Origin of the sequence: Succinivibrio sp., from assembly GCF_045124615.1 — a bacterium.
Classification (GTDB): Bacteria; Pseudomonadota; Gammaproteobacteria; order Enterobacterales; family Succinivibrionaceae; genus Succinivibrio; species Succinivibrio faecicola.
In genome coordinates this window covers 1-4052 of sequence record NZ_JBGVMC010000042.1, presented here as the reverse complement: position 1 = coordinate 4052, position 4052 = coordinate 1, and the positions used below count along the sequence as shown (strand labels likewise).

Below are 4052 nucleotides of genomic sequence, written 5' to 3'. Positions count from 1 at the left end.
TTCGGGTGGCAAGGCGCCCGAAAATCGTCTAGCTACACTACTTTTTATAATGCGGACTTTGCTATAATAATCCGCAGAAGGATAGTCTTTTTGAGAGGTAGCAGATATGTCCGATTATTTTCCTGATGGAGTTTCACGCAGAGAGTTTGCACGTGACATTGGTGTTGATGAAAAAACCGTGAGAAACCTTATTTCAAAAGGTATTCTGACTATTGATAGCAATCTGCAGATTAGTCTTTCTCAAGGTCGTAAGGCTTACAATACCTATAAGAAAAAGCAGGAACAGGCATCTGAAAAAATAGAGAAAATTTCAAAAAAAGTAGGTGCGGACTTAAAGGGCAAAAACTCTCAAGACTTCAAAAAACTTCTATCCTCATGGCTTAATGATATTGATTCAAATCCAGGTCAAGTTCTTAATTCTGCAAAAGCATATCTGACAGCACTTCAGGTTCAGGAACAGAGGATGAAAGTTGAAGAGATGGAGAAGCGCCTGATTCCAATTGAACGAATCAACCATGATGCAGAAGAAATTGGCACTCTGATTCGCAGTAAACTGATTACAATACCATCCAGAGTTGCAACAGTCTGTGAAGGTCGTACAGCCAGAGACATTGAAGAGATTATTGATATAGAAATCAATAAGGCACTTGAAGAACTTCAGAAGCTGTTTGTTCAGTTATAAAAAAACAAAACTTTTCATAAATAAAATAAGATAGGTGCAATACATATCTTATATACCCTAAAATTTCAAATCTAAGCCACCTCAGACGTGTTTCTTTATAAAAATGTGTAACTGTACCACAAAGACATTAAAAATCTCTCTATGAGCGTTTTAGAAATAGATCGTTTTTGGATCGTTTTTGGATCGTTTTTCTGTTTTATACTTATAGACAATACAGTGGCAAACTGTGATTAGGTGGTAGGCCTCTCAGATTCTTTGAGAGGCTTTTTCTTTTTCTGGAGATAAGTCATGTTGCCCTCTGAAGTAACTTTTTTCGTGTTTGGAGGCTTGGCATGTAGTGTAACTTCATTTTTAGTTTCATCCTTTTTTAAAAAGCCACCTGAATTCATAAGAAGAATTTATTACGCTCTGATCTCTGGTATAGGTGCCATGGCCATATGTTGGTTAGGTTACAGATACTTTCCTGAGAGATTTGATGCGTGGGATGCCGTGCCTTACGGTGTGATGATTGGCCTTTTTGGTATAGGCAGAGTTTTAGATTGGATTGCTAAAAGATATGGACTAGACAAAGTGGAGAAGAAAAATGAGCAATAAACATAAACGATATATATCACAGTGGCTGATTCCGTTTTGTTACTTTGCTGAGTTCTCCTGGGCATTTATCAGTATTGCTTTAGGTATCCCTTTTTTAGTCTATGGAATTTGCAACATTGCAGGCATTTTGACAATTAACTATTTAACATCAGGAATAAATTAAGATGCGTGTTTCTTCTCATGGCATTGCCCTTATTCAGAAATTTGAAGGTCTTAGAACCAAAGCTTATAAGCCTTTTCCTCATGAGTAAGGATACACCATTGGATATGGTCATCATTCCCCAGATGTGTATGAAGGTATGGTTTGCACTGAAGCAGAAGCAGAAATGCTTTTAAAAGCAGATATTGCTAAATATGAGTATCAGATTGAATCTGCTTTAAACGTGGATGAGATTGAAGTTACTCAGGGAATGTTTGATGCTCTGGTATGTCTTCTTTTTAATTTGCAGGGTAAGCTGCTCGAGAATGGCAAGCGTTTAACTCCTCTTCAGACTTTAGTCAGTTACAATCTTTGGAAGAAAATGAAGTCAGGAGATAAAGAAGGTGCTGCTAAAGAATTTCTGGATATTAACAAAGCCGGCGGTGTTGAAGTTAAAGGATTAACCAGGCGCAGAAAAGCTGAAGCTAAATTATTTCTTTCTTAAGATTTCCACGTGTTCAGGTATTTGAAAAATCCCTCTCTTTGCTGTCAGAGGTAAAACAGACAGCTCACACTTATGAGTGGTTTACTAGTCTTTGTCGTTTTCGCTAGTAGATTGCTCATAAGTGTGAAGTAAACTTTTGTTAAATTGATTCGTAACAATTCATTAGTCTAATAATGAATATTAAGGTGTTTGCTTCACACCTTAATAGCAAGACACTAAGAAAAGAATTTAATATTTTTAATTCTTAACTTGATAATGTGTATTATAGTGTGTATAATTTTATATGTAACTTAATTATTGTGAGGTCAAGCTAATGAGCAGTGATGAACTAATTAAGTTATTAAAGGCAAACGGCTGGGTGCTTGTTTCTTCAAAAGGTGATCATTTCACTTTTAAGCATCCTAATTATGCAAAAATAATAACCATTACACATCCTAGAAAGGATATGAAAAAAGGTTTATTACATAGCATTTTGAAAACTGCAAACCTTAAATAACACAAAAGAAGAGATTGAAATATATCTCTTCTCTAGTGATTAGGAGTTTACATATGAAGTACTACATTGCTATAGAGCCAAAAGATGCAAATAATGAAGATTATGGTGCTATGCTTTTGGATTTTGATGGCTGTACTGCTCAATCAGAAACTTTAGATAAGCTATTGATTGATATTGCAGAAGCTGGAGAAGAATGGGCGAAGGTTGCAAATGAGAATAATATAGATATTCCTCAACCTAGCGATATTGAAACTTTAAAAACAAAATATCCTAATTTAGATGATTTTGTTTTAGGTGTTGTTGATTTAGATTTATCAAAATTAACAGACAAAGTAGAAAGAATAAATATTACTTTATCATCAAAAGTGTTAAGACGTTTAGATAGGTTAGCTCAATCTATTGGAGAAACTAGATCGGGTTATATAGCTAAATTAGTTACACATAATTAACACTTTATTTGCTCAAAATAAGGGTACTCGCAAGAGTGCCCTTTTTTATTTATTGCTTATTCGTTTCTCATGACTTCTATAGAAACAACATTCTTAATTATCTATCTGATGTTCTTTGGCTTCTTTCTTAGTTTTAACATATATCTTGAATATTGCTATGTAAGGATCATTAAAAATAATAGATATTTATATGATTTATAAAATAAATATTTATATAAAGATCTTTAATTTCTATTTTCAAGATCTTTAATTTTTTTGAGCATAAACCGGTCTGGTGTATGGGGCACATGATCTGCTTAGGCTGTGCTGACGAGCGCGGTCTGACAGTGTGGTGGTCATTAAGTTGACTGCTCGAGGCTGTCTTGCGATTAGGGAGAGGTTCAATTCCTCAGACCGGTTCCAATTTCGCTTCGTGATATTTACTCCTTATGTTTGTTTTTACCCTCTTTGTTATGAAGAGGGTATTTTTACAGTTTTCTCTCACTTTTAACGTAAAAAGAGTGTAAAGTCCCTCTCTCACTTGTAACACTACAAGGCGCATCTGAGGGCAATGGAGTGTTGGCAGAGTGGCTTATTGCAGTTGCCTACTAAGCAATCAGTCGTTGTAAAACGGCTCAAAGGTTCAAATCCTTTACACTCCACCACATGGATAAGTGGCAGAGTTGGTAAATGCGCTAGTCTTGAAAACTAGTTGTCTAGAAATAGGCTTGCAGGTTCGAGTCCTGTCTTATCCGCCAGTTTTAGCGGCCTGATACTGTGCCGCCATAAAAACAACAGTATTATTGCGCATAAGAGTACAAGCTCATGCACCTAGCGCAGTGTCGTGCATCCGACTGGTACCGTTCTAAAGTTCTGAACGAAACGAGAACTAATGAGCAGTTACATCAATAAGGTCTATTTAAAAGCGTGCCTCTTTTCCTAATTTGTTGGGTACGCTTTTTTCTTTTCTGGAGTCTCCCAATGTTATCCATTAAGAATACATTGATTGCTGGTGCAGTCGCTTTTGCGGTTGGTTATATCGCCGGTTATGCTACAAGAGACGATCTGGCTGAAATTGAACGTCTGAACGTTGCGAAAAATGCACTGGAGCAAGAAAGAGCTAATTTGATTCAACAGCTGGAGGTTGAACATGAACACCAGAAGACAGCGCAAATCAATGCAGCAAAAACGCAGGAAGACTTGGATGA

Annotated in this window: 7 protein-coding genes and 2 tRNA genes; 8 read left to right on the top strand and 1 reads right to left on the bottom strand. The window is 36.2% G+C overall.

The features are described from left to right. The first annotated feature begins 106 nt into the window (after window positions 1-106). Window positions 107-682 (top strand): hypothetical protein, encoded by a 576-nt coding sequence (locus ACJML3_RS01050; RefSeq protein WP_406019853.1) that lies wholly within the window; start codon window positions 107-109, stop codon window positions 680-682. Between the two features lie 230 nt (window positions 683-912). On the opposite strand, the gene ACJML3_RS01045 is transcribed toward ACJML3_RS01050, so the two are convergent. After that, complete coding sequence (locus ACJML3_RS01045) at window positions 913-1071, bottom strand: hypothetical protein (RefSeq protein WP_406019851.1); 159 nt, start codon at window positions 1069-1071, stop codon at window positions 913-915. 40 nt (window positions 1072-1111) lie between these two features. Between ACJML3_RS01045 and ACJML3_RS01040 the strand changes: the two genes are divergently transcribed. From ACJML3_RS01040 to ACJML3_RS01010, 7 genes are all read left to right on the top strand, one after another. Continuing rightward, window positions 1112-1276: a hypothetical protein gene (locus ACJML3_RS01040; protein WP_406019849.1), complete on the top strand. Its 165-nt coding sequence runs from the start codon at window positions 1112-1114 to the stop codon at window positions 1274-1276. 260 nt (window positions 1277-1536) lie between these two features. Beyond that, window positions 1537-1920: a lysozyme gene (locus ACJML3_RS01035; RefSeq protein ID WP_406019854.1), complete on the top strand. Its 384-nt coding sequence runs from the start codon at window positions 1537-1539 to the stop codon at window positions 1918-1920. A gap of 313 nt (window positions 1921-2233) precedes the next feature. Next, on the top strand, window positions 2234-2416 hold the full coding sequence (locus tag ACJML3_RS01030; RefSeq protein ID WP_331853490.1) for a type II toxin-antitoxin system HicA family toxin: 183 nt from the start codon (window positions 2234-2236) through the stop codon (window positions 2414-2416). Between the two features lie 53 nt (window positions 2417-2469). Further along, window positions 2470-2865, top strand: coding sequence for a type II toxin-antitoxin system HicB family antitoxin (locus ACJML3_RS01025; protein WP_331853489.1), 396 nt, complete (start codon window positions 2470-2472; stop codon window positions 2863-2865). 552 nt (window positions 2866-3417) lie between these two features. Then, window positions 3418-3509, top strand: a tRNA-Ser gene (locus tag ACJML3_RS01020). Between the two features lie 3 nt (window positions 3510-3512). Further along, window positions 3513-3602: transfer RNA gene (locus tag ACJML3_RS01015), tRNA-Ser, on the top strand. A gap of 223 nt (window positions 3603-3825) precedes the next feature. Next, window positions 3826-4052, top strand: a 227-nt coding sequence (locus ACJML3_RS01010; protein ID WP_406019846.1) for a hypothetical protein, incomplete at its 3' end; no start/stop codon positions are given.

Bases quoted from the DNA above. Each gene is read 5' to 3' on its own strand.
- ACJML3_RS01050 (WP_406019853.1), top strand. From the start codon at position 107: ATGTCCGATTATTTTCCTGATGGAGTTTCACGCAGAGAGTTTGCACGT.
- ACJML3_RS01030 (WP_331853490.1), top strand. From the start codon at position 2,234: ATGAGCAGTGATGAACTAATTAAGTTATTAAAGGCAAACGGCTGGGTG.
- ACJML3_RS01025 (WP_331853489.1), top strand. From the start codon at position 2,470: ATGAAGTACTACATTGCTATAGAGCCAAAAGATGCAAATAATGAAGAT.
- ACJML3_RS01040 (WP_406019849.1), top strand. From the start codon at position 1,112: ATGGCCATATGTTGGTTAGGTTACAGATACTTTCCTGAGAGATTTGAT.
- ACJML3_RS01045 (WP_406019851.1), bottom strand. From the start codon at position 1,071: ATGAATTCAGGTGGCTTTTTAAAAAAGGATGAAACTAAAAATGAAGTT.